Consider the following 20,868-nt stretch of genomic DNA (forward strand, 5'->3'; position numbering starts at 1 on the left):
CATCCCCCCGCATCGGGCCTTAGCCGAACCTCGGGGCCGCCCGGCATGTCCGACCGCCAACCACCTCGGCTTGCTTGTCGGGCCCGGGAGGGGGTGCTAGGATCGTTCCCACGTCGACGCCCACCGATCCCGACCGAGATCCCGTTCATGCCCGTGCATCGCCCCGACTTCGCGGAGTTCGCCCGGAGGGCCGCCCACTCGGCTTGCGTCCCGGTCTATCGTCAATTGACCGGGGACGGGCTCACCCCGACCTCGGCCTTCCGCCGGATCGAGCGCGGCACGCCCTCCTTCCTGTTCGAGAGCGTGGTCGGCGGGGAGAAGGTCGGCCGGTACAGCTTCCTGGGGACCGAGCCTTTCCTCCGCTTCGAGGCGCGGGGCAAGGAGATCCGCGTGACCCGGCCGGACGACCCCGCCGAGGTCCCGTGGACGGCCTGCGACGACCCGTTCCGGGCGATGGAAGACCTGCTGGACCGATACAAGGCGGTGCCGACGCCGGGCCTCCCCCGCTTCACGGGCGGGGCGGTCGGATTCGCCAGCTACGACTCCGCCCGCTACACCGAGCATCTCCCGGACGCCCCCCCGGACGACCGGGGCCTGCCCGATCTCTCGTTCGCCTTCTTCGACCGCATGGTGCTGTTCGACCACGTCCGCAAGACCGTGCTCGTGGTCGCCCACGCCCACATCATCCCCGGGGAAGACCCGAGCCTCGCCTACGAGCGTGCCACGGCCCGCGTCGACGAGTTGGTCGGGCGGCTCGGCGAGCCGGGCCCGGAATTGCCCCTGGCCGACATCGACGGCGACGGCCCGATCAGCCTCATCCCCCGGTCGAATTTCACCCGCGAGCAGTACGAGGCGGTGGTCCGCCACTGCCAGGAATACATCCGCGCCGGGGACATCTTCCAGGTCGTCCCGAGCCAGAGGTTCCAGGTCGAGACCCAGGCCGACGCGTTCGACATCTACCGGGTCCTCCGGGTCGTGAATCCGAGCCCGTTCCTGTTCTACCTGGACCACGGGGACTATCAGCTGGTCGGCTGCTCCCCCGAGATCCTGGTCCGGGTGGAGGACGGGCAGGTGACGGTCCGGCCGATCGCCGGGACCCGCCGGCGCGGCCGCGACGAGGCCGAGGACCAGGCCCTGGCCGAGGAGCTGCTGGCCGACCCCAAGGAACGCGCCGAGCACATCATGCTGGTGGACCTCGGCCGCAACGACGTCGGCCGGGTGGCGATCCCGTCGACGGTGCGGCTGGACGACCTGATGACGGTCGAGCGGTATTCGCACGTGATGCACATCACGTCCAACGTGACCGGCACCCTCGCCGAGGGGAAGACGGCGTTCGACGCCCTCCGCGCCGGGCTTCCGGCGGGCACCGTCTCCGGCGCGCCCAAGATCCGCGCGATGGAGATCATCGACCAGGTCGAGCCCCAGCGTCGCGGGCCCTACGCCGGGGCGGTCGGATACATCGATTTCACCGGCAACATGGATACGTGCATCGCGCTCCGCACGATGGTCCTGGTCGGCCGGACGGCCTATGTCCAGGCCGGCGGCGGGGTGGTGTACGACAGCGTGCCCGGCGACGAGTATGATGAGACCGTCAACAAGGCCAGCGGCCTGCTCAAGGCGATCGAGATCGCCGAGACCCAGCTTCGCCGCCCCTGAAGACGACGACCTGTCCTTCTCCTCTCCCCCAGGTGAAAGGAACTCCCCGATGGAACCGCTCTACACCGCCGTCGCCAAGGCCACGTCCGGACGAGACGGCCGCGCCACCACCCAGGATGGGACCCTCGACCTCGCCCTGGCCATGCCCAAGGAGCTGGGCGGGAGGAGCGGGCCGGGGACCAATCCCGAACAACTGTTCGCCGCCGGCTACGCCGCCTGCTTCGGCTCGGCCCTGAAGCTGGTCGCCGGCAAGAGGAAGATCACGGCCACGCCCACGGTCACGTCCCGCGTGACCATCGGCAAGGACGAGGCCGACGGCGGGTTCAAGCTGGCCGTCGAGCTGATCGGCAAGATCAACGGCCTCCCCGCCGAGCAGGTCAAGGAGCTGATGGAGGAAGCCCACCAGGTCTGTCCGTACTCCAAGGCGACCCGCGGCAACATCGACGTTACGCTTTCGACCGCCTGAACTGGGCCGCCCCTTTCCCACGGGGCGGGGGGTCGAACCCCATCGGCGCAGCAAAAGGGCTCGGGCTGGGAATAGATCCCGACCCGAGCCCTTCCGTGCTTCAGGACTGTTGCAACGGCATCAGATGAACTCGTTGATCAGGTTCTCCAGCATCTCCTGACGCCCGCTGACGTTGGTGATCTCGCCCTTGGCCAGGATGTACTGTTCCAGGTCGGCGAAGCTGGATTCGCCCGCCTCGATCCGGCGGCCGAGTTCACCGTCCCAGCTCTTGTAGCGCTCGGAGACGAACGACGCGAGACGGCCATCCTCGCGGATCGCATGGGCGATCTTGAGGCCGCGGGCGAAGGCATCCATCCCGCCGATGTGGGCGTGGAACAGGTCGACCGGCTCGAAGCTCTCGCGCCGGACCTTGGCGTCGAAGTTGACGCCGCCGGTGGTCAGCCCGCCCATCCCCAGGACGGCCAGCATGCACTTGGCGGTCAGGTAAATGTCGGTGGGGAACTGGTCGGTGTCCCAGCCCAGCAGGGGGTCGCCGGTGTTGGCGTCGAGCGAGCCGAGGGCGTTGGAGTCGGCGGCCACCATCAGCTCGTGCATCATCTCGTGGCCGGCCAGTGTGGCGTGGTTGGTCTCGAGGTTCAGCTTGAAGTGGGGGAGCAGGCCGTACGTGCGGAGGAAGTTGAGGCAGGCCGCCGCGTCGGAGTCGTACTGGTGCTTGGTCGGCTCCTTGGGCTTGGGCTCGATGTAGAACGGGCCGCTCAGGCCGATCTGCTTCTTGTAGTCGACGGCCATGTGGAGGAACCGGGCGAGGTGATCGACCTCACGCTTCATGTCCGTGTTCCACAGGGTCTGGTAGCCTTCGCGGCCTCCCCAGAAGGTGTAGCCGCCGCCGCCCAACTCGACGGTCACTTCCATCGCCTTCTTCACCTGCGCCGCGGCGTAGGCGAAGGCGTCCACGTTGGGGCTGGTCGAGGCCCCGTGGGCGTAGCGGGGGTTGGAGAACAGGTTGGCGGTGCCCCACAGGAGCTTGACGCCGGTGCGGCCCTGCTCATCCTTGAGGGCCTTGACGACCTCATCGAGGTTGGCGTGGCTCTCCTTCAGCGTCTTCCCCTCGGGGGCGACGTCCCGGTCGTGGAAGCAGTAGAAGCCGACGCCGAGCTTCTCGAAGAACTCGAAGGCGACCTTCACCTTCTTCAGGGCGTTGGCCACCGAGTTGGTGCCATCGTCCCAGGGGCGGACGGCGGTGCCCGGGCCGAACGGGTCGCCCAGCGGGTTGCTGAAGGTGTGCCAGTAGACGACCGAGAACCGGAGGTGGTCCCGCATCGTCTTGTCGCCCACGACCTCGTCGGGGTTGTAGTGCTTGAACTCCAACGGGTTGCGAGATCGAGGGCCGCCATACTGGATCTTCGGGACGCCTGCGAAGAATTCGGACATCGGACCGCCACCCCGCTCTCTGTAGACCCCGACCGGAAATCGATAAGGCCCTCAGTCTAGGACCCGGGACGACCTCGGGCAACCCCCTACCCCGGGGTGCCTGCGACGGCAAGGCCTTGCGCCTAATTCGGTCGGATCTCATCAGGGATGATTTCTGATTGTGGCAAGCATGGCTGCGTGAGCGATCCCTGTCTAGATTTTGTTCATGTCATGAGTTGCGGCGGAAACTGCCATGGGGTTGACACGAAGATCCGGGGGGATTGGGGCTGGTGAGGGCCACGTCGAGCGTTATAAATAGCATCTAGACGACCCTTTCTGGGCGCGTCCATATCCTGGCCCCATCAAGTCATCTGACCCATCCCGGGTCGGCCAGGGTCGATTCGATCAGCCAATCCAGTCCGCATGATGGGTACGAACCATGCAAACCAACCGGAAACGGGTGATCTTCCCGCTGCGCCTGCTCGCGCTCATCGCGTTGTGCGGCTGCGGAGGTACCGGGGATGGCCTGGCCCGCCAGGCCGTCTCCGGCAACGTCACCCTGGACGGCAAGCCCCTGGCGGCCGGCGGGATCACCTTCGATCCCGTCGACCCCGGCAAGCCCGGCAGCGTCTCGGGATTCGCCCCGGTTTCGGACGGCTCCTATGCGATCGACCGATCGGCCGGCCTCACGCCGGGCTCCTACCGGGTGTCGATCGTCGCGTCGTCGGGCGACGCCCCGGCGCCGTCGAATGAGCCGCCGGGCGGATCCAAAAAGAAAGGGGCGACCAAGGCCGCGATCCCTCCCAAGTATAACACGAATTCGACCCTGAAGGCCGAGATCAAGCCCGGCGCTTCCGACCCCATCGACTTCACCCTGACCAGTCGCTGACCCATCCGAATCACCCGTCCCGCTCCTCTCCCAGCCCCTGGCGCCCTCCCTCGGCGTCGCTCTCATCGAACGGCATTCGCCTGACCTTCTTCTCCTCTACGTGGAAGGGCCCAAGATGAACCGAATCGGCCGGAATCGCGGTTTCACGCTGATCGAGCTGCTGGTGGTGATCGCCATCATCGCGGTCCTGATCGCCCTGCTCCTCCCCGCCGTCCAGGCCGCCCGCGAGGCCGCCCGCCGGATGCAGTGCACCAACAATCTGAAGCAGATCGGCCTGGCCATGCACAACTACCAGTCGGGCAACAACTGCCTCCCGCAGGGGGTCAAGGGTTGCTGCTGGGGGACCTGGCTGGTGGCGGTCCTCCCCTTCGTCGAGCAGCAGGCGATGTACAACGCCTGGAACGCGTCGGGCAACAACTCCATGTCCGGGCCGATCAACGACGACTTCCGCTATGCGGGGATCGCCAACACGACGGTCACGACCTCGCGGATCAGCGCCTACTCGTGCCCCTCGGACCCGAATGCCCAGGCCCTGTCCAACATCAGCTCCGGCGGCAAGAAGATCACGTCGCACAACTACGTGGTCAACTTCGGCAACACGACCCACCAGCAAGGCCCGGTGACCGTCAATTCGATCACCTACACCTTCATGGGGGCCCCGTTCGGTGACGTGGGATCGCCCCTGTCCGACCAGGATTCAGGCTCCGGGAAGGGCGCGGTCACCTCGGCCATCGACTTCAACTCAATCATCGACGGGTTGAGCAACACGATGATGGCCTCGGAGGTCCTGGTCGGCCAGTCGAGCACCAACAACGACCTCCGCGGGTTCTCGTGGTGGGCCTTCGGCTCCACGTTCACCGGGCAATTGACCCCGAACTCGACCAAGCCGGACTGGATGCAGAGCTCCGGCTATTGCAACGTCGCCGCCATCCCCACCAACCCGCCTTGCATCGAGGGAACCGGCAGTCTGGTCTTCACGGCCGCGAGGAGCAAGCACCCGGGCGGCGTGAATGTCACCTTCTGCGACGGCAGCGTCCGGTTCATCAAGAACACGGTCAACCCGCTGACCTACCTCGGACTTTCCTCGTCCAAGGGCGGCGAGGTCATCAGCTCCGACGCCTACTGAGTCCCCGCGACTCATCCGAAACCGACGGAAGCAACACGGCCGGGACCCGCGTCCCGGCCGTCTTCGCTGGCCAGTCGGCCGATCTCAGGGCTTTGCGTTCGGGTCGTAGCCGGGTCCCCGGACGGCCCGGCCCGGCTTGGCCCCGGTGTGCTTGCCGTCCTCGACGACCGGCACGCCGTTGACGAAGACGAGGCGGATGCCGACCGAGGTCTGGTGCGGCTTCTCGAAGGTCGCCTTGTCGGCGATCGTGTCGGGGTCGAAGACGACGACGTCGGCCTTGAACCCCTCGCGGAGCAGCCCGCGGTCGCGGATCGAGAGCCGGGCGGCGACGGCCGAGGTCATCTTGCGGATGGCGTCCTCAAGCGGGATCACCTTCTCGTCGCGGACGTACTTGCCCAGGATCCGGGTGAAGGTGCCGTAGGACCGGGGGTGGACCAGGCCGGTGGCCTTCTCGGGATTGTGCCCCGAGGCGTCGGTGCCGAACTTGATCCAGGGCTGCTGCAGTTGAAGCTTCACGTTGGCCTCGTCCATCATGAAATAGATGGTGCCGACCCGCTGGCGTTCGGCGGAGATCAGGTCCAGCGCGGTGTCGATCCAATCCTTGCCCCGATCCGCGGCGACCTCGGACAGCCGCTGGCCGGCGTACTTCTTGTGCTCCGGCTTGTCCAGGCCCAGCAGCATGACGCCTTCGGGGGTGGTCAGTTCGGCGAGGTTCTCCCACTCCGAGGTCGGGTGGAGGATCTCCTCGCGGATCCTGGCCCGGATGGCCGGATCGGCCAGGTTGGCGTACAGCTTGCCGTCCGCCGAGGCCCAGGGGGGGAGGCATGCGGTCAGGCCGGTCCCTGCGGCATCGTAGGGATACATGTCGGCCCCGACGTCCTGGCCCCCGGCGCGTGCCTGCTCGATCCGGGCGATGGCCGCGGCCGCCTTGCCCCAGTTCCGCTTGCCCGCGGCCTTGAGATGGTAGATCTCCACCGGGACCCCGCCGTCGCGGCCGATCTGGATCGCCTCGTCGATCGCTTCCAGGAGGCGGTCGGCCTCGGACCTCATGTGCGTGATGTACACCCCGCCGAACAGGGCCATGACGCGGGACAGCTCGATCAGGTCCGAGGTCGAGACGAAGCTATCGGGCGGATAGATCAGGGCCGAGGCGAGCCCGAACGCCCCATCCTTCATGGCGTCGCGGACCAGCCGCTTCATCAACTCCAGCTCGTCCGGGGTCGGGGCGCCCGGCGTCATCCCCTTGGCATACTCGCGGATCGTGGCCGACCCGACGAACGAGCCGAAGTTCACCGACCCGCCGTGGGCTTCCATCGCCTTCAGCCAGGCGTCGAACCCGCGTGGCCCATCGAACCGGGCGACCTCGCGCGACGGGGCGTTGGAATGACCCTCGCCCAGGATCTCCGTGGTCACCCCCTGCGTCACCTTCCCGATCAGTCGGCCGTCGCCATCGAGCAGCTCGCCCCGAGAATGCCCCTGGATGTCGATAAACCCCGGCGCGATCACCAGCCCCTTCGCATCGACGCGGCGCCCGGCGGGTGCATCATGGAGTTGACCGACGGGGGCGATCCGCGCGATCACATCCCCCCGGATCGCAACGTCCCCCAGGAACCAGGCGTTGCCGGTCCCATCCACGACGCGACCCCCTTCCAGGATCACGTCGTACGGCCGGTCCTTGGCGCCATCGGCCGGGTTGGAGATCGCCAGGACGGCGAGGATCGCGAGTGCGGCACGGCTCATGGAGTCGTCTCGTGGTTCCGGGAACGCCGTCCCGGTTCACCGCGATCCGAGGCCGATCGTTCCCGCGTGGCGACGCCGAGCATAGTCGCGGGGCCATGCCGGGGCAACCTCGCAGCGGCCGCTCAGGCTTGAGCCGAGGCCGAGGGCCGACCACAATGGGAAGGAATACGGCGTGATGCCGACCGATCCCCCGCCGGGTCCCCCGATGCTCCGACCGCTCCCGGATCGTGATCGATCCACCTCGATCGTGTTCGTCGTCCTCCTGCTGGGCTTCCTGCTGGCCTTCGGACGGATCACTCCCGACCCCGCCACCCTGGCCGGGTTCGACCCGGACAAGCTGGGCCGGATCGATGAGGCGCTGGAGGAGGCCGTGGCCAGCGAGCAGATTCCCGGCGGGGTGGCCCTGGTCTTCAGCCGGGGGAAGGAAGCCTACCTGGCGATCGCAGGCTACCGCGATGGCAGTCGGCGGAAGCCCGTCGAGCGGTCGACCCTGTTCCGGATCGCCTCGATGACCAAGCCGATCACGGCGGCGGCGGCCCTCACCCTCGTCGATGACGGCCGGATCGGGCTGGATGACCCGGTCGCCAACTACCTGCCCGAGTTCGCGGCGATGCAGGTTTTGGACGGAAAGCCCGACGCGGGCGACGCGCGGGTCCCGGCCGACTGCCCGATCACGGTCCGGCACCTCCTGAACCACACGGCCGGGTTCACCTACCGCTTCGCCGATCATCCGGTCCTCGGGCCGCTCTACGCGGAATTCGGCATCTCCGACGGCCTGGCCGAGACGCCGGGGACGATGGAGCAGAATGTCCGGCGGCTGGCACGGCTCCCGCTTGCGTCGCAGCCGGGGACGGCCTGGACCTACAGCCTGTCGAGCGACGTCCTGGGACGGGTGATCGAGGTGGCTTCCGGCCAGCGTCTGGATGACTTCATCCGGGATCGGATCACCGGCCCGTTGAAGATGGTCGACACGCACTTCGTCGTCCCCCGGGAGAAGCGCGGCCGGCTGGCGGATCTGTTCACGCTGGGCGAGGATCAGAAGGTCCGACCCCATGCCCCGGGCCTGATCCAGGAAGGGCCCCTGATCTTTTCGGGGACCTTCCCGACCTGGGACACCGGGACCTATCGCTCCGGGGGCGCCGGGTTGACCTCGACCATCGACGACTATGCCCGGTTCGTCCGGATGCTGATGAACCGGGGGGAACTCGATGGCGTCCGGATCCTCAGGCCCGAGACCGTCGCCGCGATGACCTCGGATCAATGCGCGCCGGTCCTCGTGCCCGACTGGGGGCATGGAGACGGCTACGGCTTCGGCCTGGGGGTGGTCACGCCCGCCAACCGGTTTCACAACCCGGCCGGCGTCGGCACGTTCGGCTGGGCCGGATTTTTCCATACTTTCTTCTGGGCGGACCCGAAAAATGGATTGTTCGGCATCCTCCTGACCAACATCCAACCTTCGGGACACCTCACCCCGTTGCGCGAGACTTTCAAACGGACCGTCTACGAGGCGCGGCTCCGATGACGATCCCGCCCCTCTCGACTATAACGTGATGCCCGAGTTCGACCGCACCATGCAAACCCCCGACCCCAGGCGCAGGGCATGACCACGGAACAACCCACCTACGATGCGATCCTCGTGGTCGGCTTCGGCGGCCCCGAAGGCCGGGACGACGTGATCCCGTTCCTGGAGAACGTCCTCCGAGGGCGGCCCGTCCCGCGCGAGCGAATGCTCGAAGTGGCCGAGCATTACTACCACTTCGGCGGGGTCAGCCCGATCAACGGCCAGGTCCGCGACCTCATCGCGGCGCTCCGGCCGGAACTCGACCGGCACGGCATCGACGTGCCGATTTACTGGGGCAATCGCAACTGGCAGCCGATGCTCGCCGACACGACGCGGGCCATGGCCGAGGCCCGGGTGGGCCGCGCCCTCGCTTTGGTCCTCTCGGGCTACAGCTCCTATTCGGGCTGCCGCCAGTATCGCGAAGACATCGCGAAGGCCCAGGAGGCCGTCGGCCCGGAGGCCCCGGCCGTCGACAAGATCCGAGTCTTCTACAACCACCCCGAATGGATCGCCGTCAACGCGGAGCGGGTGGCCGAGGCCGTGTCCCAGATCCCGCCCGAGCGGCGAGACGCCGCCCACGTCGTCTTCACGGCGCACAGCATCCCCGAGTCGATGGCGGTGGGCTGCAACTACGCCCAACAGCTCGAAGAAACATGCCGCCTGGTGGCCGAGGCTTCGGGCGTCGACGCCGGCCGGTGGACGCTCGCCTACCAGAGTCGCAGCGGGCGCCCCACCGACCCCTGGCTGGAGCCCGACATCCTCAAGCACCTCGCCGACCTCAAGGACCAGGGCGTGCAGGACGTGGTGGTGCAGCCGGTCGGCTTCCTGTCCGACCACATGGAAGTGCTGTTCGACCTCGACGAGGAGGCGAAGACCACCGCCGGGGAACTGGGCCTGAACCTGGTCCGGGCCGGGACGGCGGGCACCCACCCCCGGTTCGTCGCGATGCTCCGCGAGTTGATCCAGGAACGCCTCCAGCCCGGCACCGAGCGTCGGGCCATCGGGCGGTTCCCCGCCAACCATGACCGTTGCCCGGCCAACTGCTGCCCGGCACCGGCCCGGCCGGCGGGCCCGCCCGGGGGTGGCCGACCGTGAGCGATCCTCGACCGCCCCGGCGGATGATCGTGGGGATCTCGGGCGCCACCGGCATCGTCTACGGGATCCGGCTCCTGGAGATGCTCCGGGCCGAGGGCGTGGAGACGCACCTCGTCGCCTCCAAGACCGGCCAGCTCACCCGCGCCTACGAGACCGACCTGTCGGCCGGCGACCTCGCCGCGCTGGCCGACCACAACTACCATCCCGGCGACTTCGCCGCCGCGATCGCCAGCGGGTCGTTCCGGACGATGGGCATGATCATCGCGCCGTGCTCGGTCAAGTCGCTCTCGGAGATCGCCTGCGGCGCCACCAGTTCCTTGCTCACCCGCGCCGCGGACGTGTGCCTCAAGGAACGCCGGCGCGTCGTGCTCCTGCTCCGCGAGACCCCGCTCCACGCCGGCCACATCCGGTCGATGCTCGCCGTGACCGAGATGGGGGGCGTCATCATGCCGCCCGTCCCGGCCTTCTACAACCGGCCCCAGACGATCGGCGAGATGGTCGACTTCACGGTGGCGCGATCCCTGGACCTGTTCGACATCAGCGTCCCCGGTGTCCCGCGCTGGGGGGAGCCGCCAGGCTCGGCGGATTGATCGAGGGGCCCGCAAGCTCTTCCCAGACTCGTCTTGCCAGGCCCCGCACCATCCGGTAAGATCATCCCTCCTCAGAACCAGTCTCCGGCGCCGTAGCCAAGTGGCAAGGCAGAGGTCTGCAAAACCTCGATCATGGGTTCGACTCCCATCGGCGCCTTCGATCGAATCAAACCCGCCTCACGGCGGGTTTTTTCATGGGTTTGACGCGGCCCTGATCTGGCCTATCCCCGGACTCCAGCGACGAGATCGATCACGGGAGTCGCCCCCGACCCGGATCGGCACCCTCCGCCGGCCGGCCCGCGCCGAAGTTCCTCTCCTCAGACGTCGCCCGCCATCAACTCGTCATCCGGGCCGGCTCAGGCGACCCGCGACGCCGCTCCCATCACGGCGGGGGGCGGCGACGGACGGCTGGCGTCCGGGATGAGCGTCCCGGTGACTGGGAGTCCTCGCGCAGCTTCAACGGACCATGCCGTCGGGAGGGGATGAGCAGGGATCCGGCTCGATCCGCCGGCGTCGATCCAGCATCACCGGCTGGGCGGCCGCGCGCGGCTTGGCCCTGGCATGGGGCGGTGGGCATGGATACCCTTGCTGACTCTTAAGCTTCTCGGCCCCGGACGGAGCGCCTGAATGCGACACCCTTCGCGGAACTCGCGATCGATTCTTGGGATCGGTCTGATGCTCGTCCTGGCAGCTTCGGGCGTGGTCGCCGCCCAGGAGGGGCCTCTGCTCTCCAGCCTGGGCAAGGCTCACGCCCTGCGCCAGAAGATCGACGGGTCGAAGGATGACGACGAGAGATCGGCACTCGGCGAAGAATTCGACGCGACGATCCGATCGGTCGCCCCGGCCTTCATCGAGGTGCCATTCTCGGTCGGGAAAGTTCCGCCGGCCTTCACGAAGGTCGTTCTCAACAAACGCCACCGCGGCATCGACGGCATCCGCTTCACGGCACCCCGGGCCGACGTCCCCTGGGACCTCTATTGGGACTTCGTCATGCCGAGCGGCAAGGCGGGGGGCACCTTCGAGGGATGGTACATCGTCGCGCGCGACGGCCCGATGCAGGGCTTCCGGGAATACGTCCCCGCGGAAAACGTCTCGATCCCGGGGGTCGACCTGCCCGCCGAGAACTCGCACATCAGCCAGGAACTCAAGGATGGCGCCCTGAAGCCAGGGGGCGAGTCCCTGATCTGGTTCAGCTTCGCGGACGAGAATACCGAGGTGCCGGTCTACCTCCGGATCTGGATCGTGCCGAAGGGGGCGCCGAATCCGATGCCCCCTCCGAAGGGGGACGAATCGCACACCTTCCACTTCGACGGGCCGGTCCTCGGCGCAGCGTTCCTGCCCGACGGCCGCACCGCGGTGCTGGGCGTGGACAAGGTCGTGCACATCGTCGACACGGCGGCCGGCCGCGAGGTCGGGAAGGTCGATGTGGGGCACGGCGTCTGGTCGCTGGCGACGGTGCGGCCGGGACGCGAGAACCTGGCCGCGACCGGCAATGAGGACGGCAAGATCCGACTCTGGCGGGCGGATGGCGGCGATCCGGCCGCGACGCTGGCCGGCCACGCCGGCCCGGTGACCGTGCTCATCGCCACGCCCGACGGCCGACGGCTCCTGTCCGGCGGTTCCGACCGAACGATCCGCCTCTGGGATGTGGCCGCGCGGAAGGAGGTCCGCAGGTTCGAGGGGCACGCCGGCGAGGTCTACGCGCTGGCGTTCGCGCCCGACGGCCGACGGTTCGTCTCGGGGTCGAACGGCAAGGACGGCGGCGTCGCTCGCGTCTGGGATGCGACGACCGGCAAGGTCTCCTTGCGTCTCGAAGGGCACAAGGGATCGGTCAACGGCGTGGCCTGGTCGCGCGACGGCCGCCACATCCTCACGGGGGGCGAGGACGATACCCTGCGGCTCTGGGACGCGAAGGAAGGCCGCGAGTTGGGCCAGTTCAAGCCGACGGGGGGGAACGTCAATTCGGTCGCCTTCCTGCCGGACGGGCGCCGCGCCGTGTCTGCGGGGGACGACAGGACCGTCTACCTCTGGGACATAGCCTCGGGCCGCCTCGAGAGGGTCTACCGGGGGCACACCGGATGGATCGGCCTGCGCTGCCTGGCGGTTTCTCCCGACGGTCGCCGCCTCCTGACCGCAGGTTCGGACTCGGCCGCGCGGGTCTGGGATGCCGCCGGGACCGGCGACGCGGCCACCCCGGCGAAGAAGGCCCGCTGATCCATCTCGGGAATCATGGCCGAAAGCCCCTCGCCGCTCGACGAGGGGCCTCGGCCATCCGGTTCATTTCGCCGAGGCCCCGGCTCGTTCGAAGAGGACCACCGAGGCGAGCGGGCCGTCACCGTCGGTGAACGTGGTCGGGCGGCCATTGTTCGGCCCGCCGTTGCAGACCCGCAAGGATCCGTCCTTGAATTCGTAGATCCCCTGGATCTCCGGGAGTTCCGAGCCGTCGGGTGCGGAGAATCTGACCCAGTCGAGCGACCGGGGGCTCGCCGATTCGTCGACCGACAGCTCTCCGCTGGCGGCCAGCGAGAGGCCCCCCGGCAGGGCGATCTTGACCTTGACCCGCCGGCCTTCGACGTCGAGCCGGACGCGGAATTCACCGTTGGGTCCGGCGTTGGCCACCCACCCCCCCTGGAGTCGGGCGAGGTCGCCCGAGGGGGCCGGTTCGACGGCCGGGGCGAGTTGGTTCCACGAGAGGAGCACGAGCAGGGCTGCCGAGGACCGTTTCATCGGAGGGGCTCCATCGATTGTGAGGATCGGCTCGGGGAGAGATTCGCCACGGGATGCGGGTCGGATCGCCGTTCGGTGGCGATCCACGTCATCAAGGCCTGTTCGAGATCTTGGGCCAGGGCCGGATTCGTCGCGGCGAGGTCCCGGAGTTCGCCGGGGTCGGCGACGACGTCATAGAGTTCGGGCTTGCCGCCCCGGGTCACGACCAGCTTGTGGTTGCCTCGGAGGGCGGCCCGCTGATCGGCCCCCTCGCACCTCCACTCCCAGAACAAGGTCCGCTCGGGGGCGGGGGACTGGCCCGTCCAGGAGGGGAGCAGGTCCACGCCGTCGATTTGCCAGGATGATTCCGCGTGTCCGCCCGCCGCCGCGAGGAAGGTCGGCATGAGGTCGATCATCTGGACCACCTCGGCCGAGACGGCCCCCGCCGCCACTTGGCCGGGCCACCGGACGGCCGCCGGGACGCGGACGCCCCCTTCCCAGAGCGTGCGCTTCTGCCCCCGGAACGGATGGTTGCTGCCGAGCGCCTGGCTGGTGCCGAGATTGCCCGCCTCGAAGCTCGCGCCATGATCGCTGGTGAACACGACGATCGTGTCGTCCGCCAGCCCTTGCTCATCGAGGGCGGCGAGGATCCGCCCGACGTTCTTGTCGAACCTCGTCACCATCGCCGCATAGGTGGCGTTGAGCGGCCGGGCCGGGTCGGCCTCGGCGAACTTGCCCCGATGCAGCTCCACCTCGTCGGCCGGGGCGGCGATGGTGAAGTGGGCGGAGATGTAGGGGAGGTACAGGAAGAACGGTCGGTCGTCCTGGCGACGGATGAAGTCGACCCCGCGATCGGTGAACAGGTCGTCGGCGTATCCGGAGACCGGACGGCGAGCCCTCCCGTCCCACAGGGACTTGGGGAACTTCTCGAAGGCATGATAGGCGTCCGTGAAACCGAAGAACTCGTCGAACCCCTGGTCCATCGGGTGGACATAGCCCTCCTTCGACCTCGGCTTGCCGTGGTGCCACTTGCCGAACAGGGCCGTCGCGTAGCCGCGGGCCTTCAGCGCCTCGGCGATCGTCACCTCCTCGGCCGGGAGATCCTCATCGTTGCGCGACACGCCGCAATGAATCGGCGCCTTGCCGGTCAGCATCGACGCCCGGCTCGGGCCGCAGACGACGGCCGAGGCATAAAACCGGGTGAAGACCGTTCCCGAGGCGGCCAGCTTGTCCAGATTCGGCGTCGCCCAGTCCTTCCGGCCGTTGAAGCCGACATCGTTCCACCCAAGGTCATCGGCGTAGATCAGGACGATGTTCGGGCGGCGATCCGACCCACACGCGGCACCGCACGACAGGACGACCCCGAAGATCCACATCAGCGAGAGGCTTCTGGACAGTCTCATCATCGGAACCACCGCATCCGTTCCAGGACATCGAAGGGCTTCCGCCGACGCAACGACCGAGTTTCGCCCCGGCGTACCACCCTGATCGGCCACTGAAACGATTCTACGCCACGTTTTTTACCTTGTCGATCGTTTTAGTCGGGTAATCCGGCGAGATCTTTCCTACGCCTCGGTGGGCAGGTCCAATCAAGCCCAGGACGGGTCGACCCCTCATCGAGGATCAACGGGCCCATCCCGATGCGGGGATCGGCCCGAAGATTATCATCCCTCGAAGCGACGGACGACGATCGTCGTGTTCTGGCCGCCGAACCCGAAACTATTCGACATCGCCACGTCGACCTTCCGGTCGCGCGAGGCGTGGGGGATGTAGTCGAGGTCGCAGTCGTCATCGGGGTGATCGAGGTTGATGGTCGGCGGCACCACGCCGTCGCGGATCGCCAGGAGGCAGGCGATCGTCTCGACCACGCCTCCGGCGGCGATCAGGTGGCCGGTCATGCTCTTGGTGCTCGAAATCGGGACCCGGCGGGCGTGATCGCCGAGGGCCGACTTCAGAGCCAGGGTCTCGACCGAATCGTTGACCTTCGTGCTGGTGCCGTGGGCGTTGATGTAGTCGACATCTTCCGGGTTCAGTCCGGCGTCCCGGAGGGCCAGCCGCATCGCCGCAATGGCCCCTCGCCCCTCGTCGTGGCAGTCGGTGAGGCGGAAGGCGTCGGCCGTCGACGCCTGCCCGGCGACCTCGCCGAGGATGTTCGCCCCTCGCGCCCGGGCGTGTTCCAGCGCCTCCAGGACCAGCATCCCGCCCCCTTCGCCGAGGACGAACCCGTCGCGGTCGCGGTCGAACGGGCGGCTGGCGTGGGCGGGCTCGTCGTTGCGGGTCGTCATGGCCGTCAGGAGGATGAAGCCCGTCAGCCCGAACGGGTGGATCATGCTGTGGACGCCCCCGGCCAGCATCACGTCGGCGGTCCCATCGCGGATCAGCTCCGCCGCCTCGCCGATCGCCTGGGCGCTGGCCGAGCAGGCGGTCAGGCACGACAGGTTCGGCCCGCGCGTCCCGAAGGCGGCGGCCAGATGCCCGGCCGGCGTGCCCGGCTCATGCTCGGATTCGGAGAGCGGGTCGAGCAGCGCAACTCCCTGGGACGTGAACGCTCGCGTATCCACGACTCGCCCGTCATTGGAGCGTCGGACGAGGTCGACGAAGTGCGGGAAGTCCGCCTGCTGCTCCCCCGACCCGAGATAGATGCCGAAGCGACTGCGATCGATCTCCGGCCCCTCGTCCAACCCGGATTGGCGGATCGCCTGCGCAGCGACGGCCAGCGCGATCTGAGTGCTCCGGCCATGATTAGTCCAGCGGGAAGCCTCGGCGCCGAGGTCGCCTGCCAGGTCGAAGTGCTTCAACTCGGCGGCGATCCGCGTCGCGAACCGGCTCGCATCGAACCGCGTGACCGGCCCGACGCCGCCCCGGCCTTCGCGGAGCGCTTCCCAGGTCGACTCCACGTCGAGCCCGACCGGGGTGGCCATCCCCATGCCCGTCACCACCACTCGCCTGCGACTTCGGTCCATGGATCCTCCTCGGCCCGCGATGCGGCGGGCCTGCAACCCTCGGGTCAGGCCAGGGCGCCGATCGCCAGGCACGTGTTGTGGCCGCCGAATCCGAAGCTCGTCGAGAGGGCGTGGCGGACACGCATCTCGCGGGCGACGTTCGGCACGTAGTCGAGATCGCAGGCCGGGTCCGGCGTCTCCAGGTTGATCGTGGGCGGGACCACGCCGTGGGCGATCGCCAGGGCCGAGGCGATCAGCTCGATCGCCCCGCTCGCCCCGCAGAGGTGGCCGGTCATCCCCTTCGTGCTGCTCACCGCGACCCGAAGGGCCCGCTCTCCGAACGCCGCCTTGATCGCGCGGGTCTCGATCTCGTCGCCCAGGCATGTGCTGGTCGCATGGGCGTTGATGTAATCCACGTCCTCGGGGTTGAGGCCCGCGTCGTTCAACGCCATGCGGACCGCGTGGATGGCGCCCAGCCCTTCGGGATGCGGGGCCGCGATCCCGTGGGCATCGTTGGTCCGCCCGCACCCGAGCAACTCGGCATAGATTCGCGCCCCCCGCGCCCGGGCATGATCCAGTTCTTCGAGTACCACGATGCCCGCCCCTTCGCTCAGCACGAAGCCATCCCGGTCGCGGTCGAAGGGCCGGCTCGCCGCCTGCGGGTCGTCATTGCGGAGCGAGAGGGCGCGGGCCGCCACGAACCCGCCGAGGCCCATCGTGGTGATCGAGGCGTCGGAGCCGCCGGACAGCATCACGTCGGCCTCGCCCCTTTGCACGGAACGGAACGCGTCGTGGATCGCGTCGGCCGCGGAGGCGCAGGCCGAGGCCACGGATCCGCTCGGGCCCATCAGCCCGAACTGGATCGCGACGCAGGCGGGGGCCGCGTTGGGCATCATCTTGGGGATGACGAACGGGCTGATCCGCCGGGCCCCGCCCCGGAGGTAGGCCGAGTGCCCGTCCTCGAACTCGTTCAAGCCCCCGATGCTGCACCCGAGGATGACGCCCCTCCGGTACGGATCCCCGGCCGAGAGGTCGAGACCGCTGTCCCGGATCGCCTCGACGGAGGCCCGCACGGCGAACTGCGCGAAGCGATCCATCCGCTTCGCGGCGCGTGGGTCCGGCAGGTCGGCCGGGTCGAACCCCTTCACCTCGCCCGCGATCCGGACCGGGAAATGGGTCACGTCGAACTGGGTGATCGGGCCGATGCCGCTCCGGCCGGATCGCATCGCCTCCCAGGTGCTCGCCACATCCAACCCGAGCGGGTTCACCGTGCCGAGGCCGGTGATGACGACGCGTCGCGATCCGTTCATCCTTCGACCTCCCAAACTTGTTGTATCTACAACCAAACTTGCCTGACGATCCGCCCCGCGTCAAATCTCACGTTCAGTCGACGGAACCGAGTCCCAGTCGGGTCGCGATGTCGCGGAGCGTGGCCAAACCGGGCTCGCCGATGAGTCGGGCTGCCTCGGCCTGGGCGCGTTCCCACCCCGGGAGCGAGTCGATCAGCAGTTGCTCCCCGGCCGCCGTGAGTCGCAACACCTGATGGCGTCCCCCTCCCGGCGGATCGGAGGTGATCCAGCCCTTGCGCTTCATGACCTCGACATCCCGGCTCAGCGTCGATTTCTCGATGCGGAGCTGGCGGCAGACCTCGACCGGCCGGGGGCCGTCCAGCCTGGCCACGGTCACCAGGATGTTCGCCTGGTTGACGCGGATGCCCAGCGGCCGGAGGGCCTCGTCATAGAGCGCCGTCACGACGCGATTGATGAGCCGCACGCGCACGGCGGTGCAACTGGCTGCGATCCGATCCAGCAACTCCGGATTCAAGGCGTCCCCCGACATCGCTAAGTTGTAGATACGACCTGGCTCGAAGTCAAGGGAACCATCCCTCTCGGGCAGGACATCCCTCCCGAAACGCTTTCCGGCCCGGGACCTGGAACCTCCGCGGATTCGCCTCGCTTCGGCCGGTCCCCATCATCGCATCTCGGGTGGCACCGCGGAATCAGGTCCGCCACTCCGGTTCCTCGTCGGCCGGGTCATCGTCGCGAGCGTCGTTCGACCGGGGACCGGACTCGTCGCCCGAGGGTTCTTCGAGGAAGGCCATCTTGAGGGTGGAGAAACGCTCGACCCAGGATTCGACCCGCTCGATGCCCACCCGGCATTGCCGGGCCACGGTCTCCAGGGGTCGGCCTTCGTCCAGGGCCAGCAGGGCCTCGGCCCGATGGAGTTGCTTGCGGCTCCGGGGCCGACGGACCATCCCCCGCAGGCGGGATCGCTGCTTCTCGGTCAGTCGGAATGACATCATGAGCCTCCTCGACGGGATGAATGCTCCGGAGACCAACGGCGGTCGTGCGACGATCCGGCGTGGTGCCCGGCCGCCGGCCCGATCAGGCAGGATTGATGCCATCTTCCTCGCGTCCCCTCCAACATTCTCGTTCGCTCGGCACCGAATTTCCTCAGCCCGGGCCCGGATCCGATCGCGAGGCCCGTCGGGCCGTCGATCGAATCGCAACACAGGCGTTCGGGATCGGACCATCGAGCCAGGATCAGGTCCGATGGATCCGGACCGATTCCCTCCGCGAGTTCCGGGATCGGAATGTTCGACGATGGGGATGCCATCGGTCGGCAGAAATCCTTTAGAGCGAAGAAAGGGGCGGTATGAAGATCGGGTTCCATGCTTCGCACGAGCTTTACTCGCCCGGGGCACTGCTCGACCATGTCCGGATCGCCGAGGCGGCCGGCTTCCGCGCGGCGATGTGCTCGGACCACTACCACCCGTGGACCGAGCGGCAAGGGGAGAGCGGCTTCGCCTGGTCGTGGCTGGGGGCGGCGATGCAGGCGACGGAGATGAGCATGGGGGTCGTCAATGCCCCCGGCCAGCGCTACCACCCGGCGATCATCGCCCAGGCGGCCGCGACCCTGGGAGAGATGTTCCCCGGCCGATTCTGGATGGCGGAGGGGACGGGGCAGAACCTGAACGAGCACATCACCGGCGACCCCTGGCCCGCGAAGCCCGACCGGCGTTCCCGGCTCAGCGAGGCCGTCGACGTGATCCGCGCCCTGTGGGCCGGGGAGACCGTCAATCACGAGGGCCGATGGTTCCAGGTCCGCGACGCCCGGCTCTACTCGCGGCCGGCCGCGCCGATCCCGATCTACGGGGCGGCGATCACCGCCGAGACGGCGGAGTGGGTTGGGTCCTGGGCCGACGGCCTGATCACCGTGGGCAAGGACCCCGAGGGCCTGCGCGAGGTGGTCGACGCCTTCCGCGGCGGTGGCGGGGTCGGGAAGCCGATGGCCCTCCAGGTGGCCCTCAGCTACGCCCCCGACGAGGCCGAGGCCCTGGCCGCCGCGCATCGGCACTGGCCGATCGCGCTGGTCGACCTGGCCAAGAATCAGGATCTGGCCATGCCCGCCGATTTCGACCGGGAGACCGCGGGGACCCGGCCGGAGGAGTTGAAGGACAAGCTCCGGATCTCGTCCGACCTCGGCCAGCACCTCGACTGGCTCCGCACGGACGCCGAACTCGGCTTCGACGAGGTCTACCTCCACCACGTCGGCCCCGACCCGCGTCGATTCATCGACGCCTTCGCGGAGCGGATCCTCCCCGAATTCCAGCGCTGAACGGACGGTGACGACACCTTTTCATTGCCGGCCCATCGGGGTATTGGCACGCCGGAGATGACCCGGGAACGCATCGGATTTCCCATGCGTGCGGCAAGCCCGCCGCAGGGTTGGCCCCCGGTGCTGCCTCGGCGACTTCTCCGAGGAATCCGTCCCGGGCATGCCACGGGGCGTTTAGATGAGTCCACTCGTGGACGATTCGATGCGAATCGAAATGATCCGCCCCGATGGTGTCGGTTTTGCTAGCAGCCTCGCGGGTCGCGGGGCCTGGATTCGGCCCCGGGCGACCGGAAGCACACCCATACCGAGGAGACGACGATGAGCATGACATACTGGCTGCGCGGGGCCCTCGCGGCCGCGGTCCTGGCCCTGCCGATCCTCTCCGGATGCGCCGACAACGGCAACGGGACGGGGGCCGGCGGAGGTGCCGGCACCGGGACGGGCGGCGCGAGCGGGGCGGGATCCACGGAAGGCGGCTCGGGCACCTCCGGCGCCGGTTCCACGACCGGCGAAATGGGCACCGGCACCTCCGGCACCGGCACGTCCGGATCCGGGACGGGGACCTCCGGTGCGGGTTCCACGTCGAGCGGATCGGGGACCGGCACGTCCGGTTCCGGGGCGACCGGCACCGGCACCGGCACCGGCACCGGCACCGGCACCGGCACCGGCACCGGGGCTGAAGCCGGCCAGGGTGCATCGCCCGCCGGGACGGGTAGCTCGGGCGGTTCTCCCGCCAGCCCGAATCGCTGATCGAAGGGCGGGCATCGGCCACGACGCCGGTGCCCGCCCCCCTCTGCTGATCCACTCAACTCATGGCCTTGACAGGATTCATTTGTATCGAACTTTGAATGATTCCCATGTCGCATGCCCTAGTCCGGGAGCAGGCCGAGACTCGCCCCGTTTCGCCGCATCGTCCCGTCGGGCATTAGTTGGAATTCGAGCGAGCGTCTTTCTTCAATCTCAAGAATCCTCAAACGATGAAATCCGCCAATTCCTCCCAGAGCGCCCCATCGGAACTGTTTTTGCACTATCCTTGTCACATCGCGACGCTTCGGTGGCGTCGAGACCC

General features: G+C 68.3%; 18 protein-coding genes and 1 tRNA gene. 11 read left to right on the forward strand and 8 right to left on the reverse strand.

Features of this window, described 5'->3' with window-relative positions:
* Positions 1-147: 147 nt before the first annotated feature.
* A complete protein-coding gene (trpE, locus tag TA3x_RS14970; RefSeq protein WP_435015456.1) occupies positions 148-1,656 on the forward strand; it encodes an anthranilate synthase component I in 1,509 nt (502 codons plus the stop codon).
* 49 nt (positions 1,657-1,705) lie between these two features.
* Positions 1,706-2,122 (forward strand): organic hydroperoxide resistance protein, encoded by a 417-nt coding sequence (locus TA3x_RS14975; protein ID WP_435015457.1) that lies wholly within the window; start codon positions 1,706-1,708, stop codon positions 2,120-2,122.
* A gap of 120 nt (positions 2,123-2,242) precedes the next feature.
* On the opposite strand, the gene xylA is transcribed toward TA3x_RS14975, so the two are convergent.
* Entirely contained in the window at positions 2,243-3,553 is a 1,311-nt protein-coding gene (gene xylA / locus TA3x_RS14980; RefSeq protein ID WP_435015458.1) for a xylose isomerase, read from the reverse strand.
* A 418-nt stretch (positions 3,554-3,971) separates the two neighbouring features.
* On the opposite strand from xylA, the gene TA3x_RS14985 reads away from it, so the two are divergent.
* The gene (locus TA3x_RS14985) at positions 3,972-4,421 is read left to right on the forward strand and encodes a hypothetical protein (RefSeq protein ID WP_435015459.1); all 450 of its coding nucleotides are present in this window, start codon (positions 3,972-3,974) and stop codon (positions 4,419-4,421) included.
* 115 nt (positions 4,422-4,536) lie between these two features.
* Positions 4,537-5,547 carry a DUF1559 domain-containing protein gene (locus tag TA3x_RS14990; protein WP_435015460.1) on the forward strand — a complete coding sequence of 337 codons (1,011 nt, stop codon included), beginning with the start codon at positions 4,537-4,539 and terminating at the stop codon, positions 5,545-5,547.
* A gap of 84 nt (positions 5,548-5,631) precedes the next feature.
* Here TA3x_RS14990 and TA3x_RS14995 read toward each other — a convergent pair whose 3' ends face one another.
* The gene (locus TA3x_RS14995) at positions 5,632-7,287 is read right to left on the reverse strand and encodes an N-acyl-D-amino-acid deacylase family protein (RefSeq protein ID WP_435015461.1); all 1,656 of its coding nucleotides are present in this window, start codon (positions 7,285-7,287) and stop codon (positions 5,632-5,634) included.
* Positions 7,288-7,492: 205 nt separating this feature from the next.
* On the opposite strand from TA3x_RS14995, the gene TA3x_RS15000 reads away from it, so the two are divergent.
* The 5 genes from TA3x_RS15000 to TA3x_RS15020 all read left to right on the forward strand — a co-directional run bounded on the left by TA3x_RS15000 (position 7,493) and on the right by TA3x_RS15020 (position 12,747).
* Positions 7,493-8,809 (forward strand): serine hydrolase domain-containing protein, encoded by a 1,317-nt coding sequence (locus TA3x_RS15000; protein ID WP_435015462.1) that lies wholly within the window; start codon positions 7,493-7,495, stop codon positions 8,807-8,809.
* A gap of 78 nt (positions 8,810-8,887) precedes the next feature.
* Positions 8,888-9,943: a ferrochelatase gene (locus TA3x_RS15005; RefSeq protein WP_435015463.1), complete on the forward strand. Its 1,056-nt coding sequence runs from the start codon at positions 8,888-8,890 to the stop codon at positions 9,941-9,943.
* A gap of 23 nt (positions 9,944-9,966) precedes the next feature.
* Positions 9,967-10,533 carry a UbiX family flavin prenyltransferase gene (locus TA3x_RS15010; protein ID WP_435022370.1) on the forward strand — a complete coding sequence of 189 codons (567 nt, stop codon included), beginning with the start codon at positions 9,967-9,969 and terminating at the stop codon, positions 10,531-10,533.
* An 86-nt stretch (positions 10,534-10,619) separates the two neighbouring features.
* A tRNA-Cys gene (locus tag TA3x_RS15015) sits at positions 10,620-10,690 on the forward strand.
* Between the two features lie 518 nt (positions 10,691-11,208).
* Positions 11,209-12,747 (forward strand): WD40 repeat domain-containing protein, encoded by a 1,539-nt coding sequence (locus TA3x_RS15020; protein WP_435015464.1) that lies wholly within the window; start codon positions 11,209-11,211, stop codon positions 12,745-12,747.
* 63 nt (positions 12,748-12,810) lie between these two features.
* Here the strand turns inward: TA3x_RS15020 and TA3x_RS15025 are convergent, their stop codons facing one another.
* The 6 genes from TA3x_RS15025 to TA3x_RS15050 all read right to left on the reverse strand — a co-directional run bounded on the left by TA3x_RS15025 (position 12,811) and on the right by TA3x_RS15050 (position 18,483).
* The gene (locus tag TA3x_RS15025; protein ID WP_435015465.1) at positions 12,811-13,260 is read right to left on the reverse strand and encodes a TIGR03067 domain-containing protein; all 450 of its coding nucleotides are present in this window, start codon (positions 13,258-13,260) and stop codon (positions 12,811-12,813) included.
* Entirely contained in the window at positions 13,257-14,645 is a 1,389-nt protein-coding gene (locus tag TA3x_RS15030; RefSeq protein ID WP_435015466.1) for a sulfatase-like hydrolase/transferase, read from the reverse strand. Before TA3x_RS15030 ends, TA3x_RS15025 begins: the two co-directional genes overlap by 4 nt.
* 258 nt (positions 14,646-14,903) lie before the next feature.
* On the reverse strand, positions 14,904-16,202 hold the full coding sequence (locus TA3x_RS15035) for a beta-ketoacyl-[acyl-carrier-protein] synthase family protein (RefSeq protein WP_435015467.1): 1,299 nt from the start codon (positions 16,200-16,202) through the stop codon (positions 14,904-14,906).
* A 44-nt stretch (positions 16,203-16,246) separates the two neighbouring features.
* Positions 16,247-17,491 carry a beta-ketoacyl-ACP synthase II gene (fabF, locus tag TA3x_RS15040; RefSeq protein ID WP_435015468.1) on the reverse strand — a complete coding sequence of 415 codons (1,245 nt, stop codon included), beginning with the start codon at positions 17,489-17,491 and terminating at the stop codon, positions 16,247-16,249.
* A 73-nt stretch (positions 17,492-17,564) separates the two neighbouring features.
* On the reverse strand, positions 17,565-18,005 hold the full coding sequence (locus TA3x_RS15045; RefSeq protein WP_435015469.1) for a MarR family winged helix-turn-helix transcriptional regulator: 441 nt from the start codon (positions 18,003-18,005) through the stop codon (positions 17,565-17,567).
* 175 nt (positions 18,006-18,180) lie between these two features.
* Positions 18,181-18,483, reverse strand: a complete 303-nt coding sequence (locus TA3x_RS15050) for a hypothetical protein (protein WP_435015470.1) — start codon at positions 18,481-18,483, stop codon at positions 18,181-18,183.
* 353 nt (positions 18,484-18,836) lie between these two features.
* Here TA3x_RS15050 and TA3x_RS15055 point away from each other — a divergent pair, with 353 nt between their 5' ends.
* Together TA3x_RS15055 and TA3x_RS15060 are read left to right on the forward strand one after the other, a co-directional pair.
* The gene (locus tag TA3x_RS15055) at positions 18,837-19,799 is read left to right on the forward strand and encodes a TIGR03885 family FMN-dependent LLM class oxidoreductase (RefSeq protein WP_435015471.1); all 963 of its coding nucleotides are present in this window, start codon (positions 18,837-18,839) and stop codon (positions 19,797-19,799) included.
* Between the two features lie 318 nt (positions 19,800-20,117).
* On the forward strand, positions 20,118-20,549 hold the full coding sequence (locus TA3x_RS15060) for a hypothetical protein (RefSeq protein ID WP_435015472.1): 432 nt from the start codon (positions 20,118-20,120) through the stop codon (positions 20,547-20,549).
* Positions 20,550-20,868: the final 319 nt, after the last annotated feature.

Source organism: Tundrisphaera macrotermitis, assembly GCF_051175315.1.
GTDB lineage: Bacteria > Planctomycetota > Planctomycetia > Isosphaerales > Isosphaeraceae > Tundrisphaera.

Excerpts from the sequence above, each read along its gene's own strand:
- trpE (WP_435015456.1), top strand. The coding sequence starts at position 148 with ATGCCCGTGCATCGCCCCGACTTCGCGGAGTTCGCCCGGAGGGCCGCC.
- TA3x_RS14975 (WP_435015457.1), top strand. The coding sequence starts at position 1,706 with ATGGAACCGCTCTACACCGCCGTCGCCAAGGCCACGTCCGGACGAGAC.
- xylA (WP_435015458.1), bottom strand. The coding sequence starts at position 3,553 with ATGTCCGAATTCTTCGCAGGCGTCCCGAAGATCCAGTATGGCGGCCCT.
- TA3x_RS14985 (WP_435015459.1), top strand. The coding sequence starts at position 3,972 with ATGCAAACCAACCGGAAACGGGTGATCTTCCCGCTGCGCCTGCTCGCG.
- TA3x_RS14990 (WP_435015460.1), top strand. The coding sequence starts at position 4,537 with ATGAACCGAATCGGCCGGAATCGCGGTTTCACGCTGATCGAGCTGCTG.
- TA3x_RS14995 (WP_435015461.1), bottom strand. The coding sequence starts at position 7,287 with ATGAGCCGTGCCGCACTCGCGATCCTCGCCGTCCTGGCGATCTCCAAC.
- TA3x_RS15000 (WP_435015462.1), top strand. The coding sequence starts at position 7,493 with ATGCTCCGACCGCTCCCGGATCGTGATCGATCCACCTCGATCGTGTTC.
- TA3x_RS15005 (WP_435015463.1), top strand. The coding sequence starts at position 8,888 with ATGACCACGGAACAACCCACCTACGATGCGATCCTCGTGGTCGGCTTC.
- TA3x_RS15010 (WP_435022370.1), top strand. The coding sequence starts at position 9,967 with ATGATCGTGGGGATCTCGGGCGCCACCGGCATCGTCTACGGGATCCGG.
- TA3x_RS15020 (WP_435015464.1), top strand. The coding sequence starts at position 11,209 with ATGCTCGTCCTGGCAGCTTCGGGCGTGGTCGCCGCCCAGGAGGGGCCT.
- TA3x_RS15025 (WP_435015465.1), bottom strand. The coding sequence starts at position 13,260 with ATGAAACGGTCCTCGGCAGCCCTGCTCGTGCTCCTCTCGTGGAACCAA.
- TA3x_RS15030 (WP_435015466.1), bottom strand. The coding sequence starts at position 14,645 with ATGATGAGACTGTCCAGAAGCCTCTCGCTGATGTGGATCTTCGGGGTC.
- TA3x_RS15035 (WP_435015467.1), bottom strand. The coding sequence starts at position 16,202 with ATGGACCGAAGTCGCAGGCGAGTGGTGGTGACGGGCATGGGGATGGCC.
- fabF (WP_435015468.1), bottom strand. The coding sequence starts at position 17,491 with ATGAACGGATCGCGACGCGTCGTCATCACCGGCCTCGGCACGGTGAAC.
- TA3x_RS15050 (WP_435015470.1), bottom strand. The coding sequence starts at position 18,483 with ATGATGTCATTCCGACTGACCGAGAAGCAGCGATCCCGCCTGCGGGGG.
- TA3x_RS15055 (WP_435015471.1), top strand. The coding sequence starts at position 18,837 with ATGAAGATCGGGTTCCATGCTTCGCACGAGCTTTACTCGCCCGGGGCA.
- TA3x_RS15060 (WP_435015472.1), top strand. The coding sequence starts at position 20,118 with ATGAGCATGACATACTGGCTGCGCGGGGCCCTCGCGGCCGCGGTCCTG.